At 62.4% G+C, this 816-nt stretch carries 1 protein-coding gene; it reads right to left on the bottom strand.

What is annotated here, in order from left to right:
• Window positions 1-775 (bottom strand): hydantoinase/oxoprolinase family protein (locus tag EOA78_RS35595; protein WP_245478013.1); only part of this gene is annotated, 775 nt, incomplete at its 3' end.
• Between the last annotated feature and the right edge of the window lie 41 nt (window positions 776-816).

The raw sequence follows: 816 nt of genomic DNA, 5'->3' as shown, positions 1-816 counted from the left end.
ACATTCCTCGAGGCCTCGCGCTGCCTTGGGCGACCCCCTCTGGCCGCTTCGCGGCCATCTCCCCCTCGAGGGGGGAGAAAACGCCTAACTCTTCCGCCACCCTCTGCACATAGCGCGACAGTATCGGCGACAGATAGGCGTCGACCACGGTAGTGTCGCCGCGGCCGACCAGCTTGATAAGCGGCGAGACCTCGTGGCTGACCGAGACTTGGCGAAAACCAAGACTTCTGCAGACTTTTGCAACGGCCTTTTCGTGGTCGGGATATTTCCAGGCATGCATGAAGACGATCGCCACGGCGTCGATGCCGTCGGCCTTGGCCTGTTCGATGGCTGGGCGCAAGGCGGCGATGTCGAGCAGCCGTTCGACGCAGCCGTCGGCGCGCACGCGCTCATCGACCTCGATGACGCGCTCGTAGAGCTGCTCGGGAAGAATGATCTCCTTGGCGAAGATGTCGGGCCGTGCCTGGTAGGCGATCCTCAGCGCGTCGCGAAATCCCCTGGTGATGAGCAGCAGCACGCGGTCGCCCTTGCGCTCCAGAAGCGCGTTGGTGGCAACGGTAGTGCCCATCTTGATGTCGCCGATCAGGCCGGACGGGATCGGCGCGCCGGATTTTAATCCGAGCAGATCGCGAATGCCCTGGATGGCGGCGTCGGCATAGGCTTCAGGATTCTCGGAAAGCAGCTTGCGCGGGTGCAGCCCGCCTTCCGGATCACGGCCGATGACATCGGTGAAGGTGCCGCCGCGGTCGATCCAGAAATCCCATTTGGCGGTCACGGCAGCTCTCCCAGGCACTTTATTGATTCAATATGTTAATT

The organism is Mesorhizobium sp. M5C.F.Cr.IN.023.01.1.1 (genome assembly GCF_003997585.1).
In the GTDB taxonomy this organism is placed as follows: domain Bacteria; phylum Pseudomonadota; class Alphaproteobacteria; order Rhizobiales; family Rhizobiaceae; genus Mesorhizobium; species Mesorhizobium wenxiniae.
This window is presented reverse-complemented; position numbering and strand designations above follow the sequence as displayed.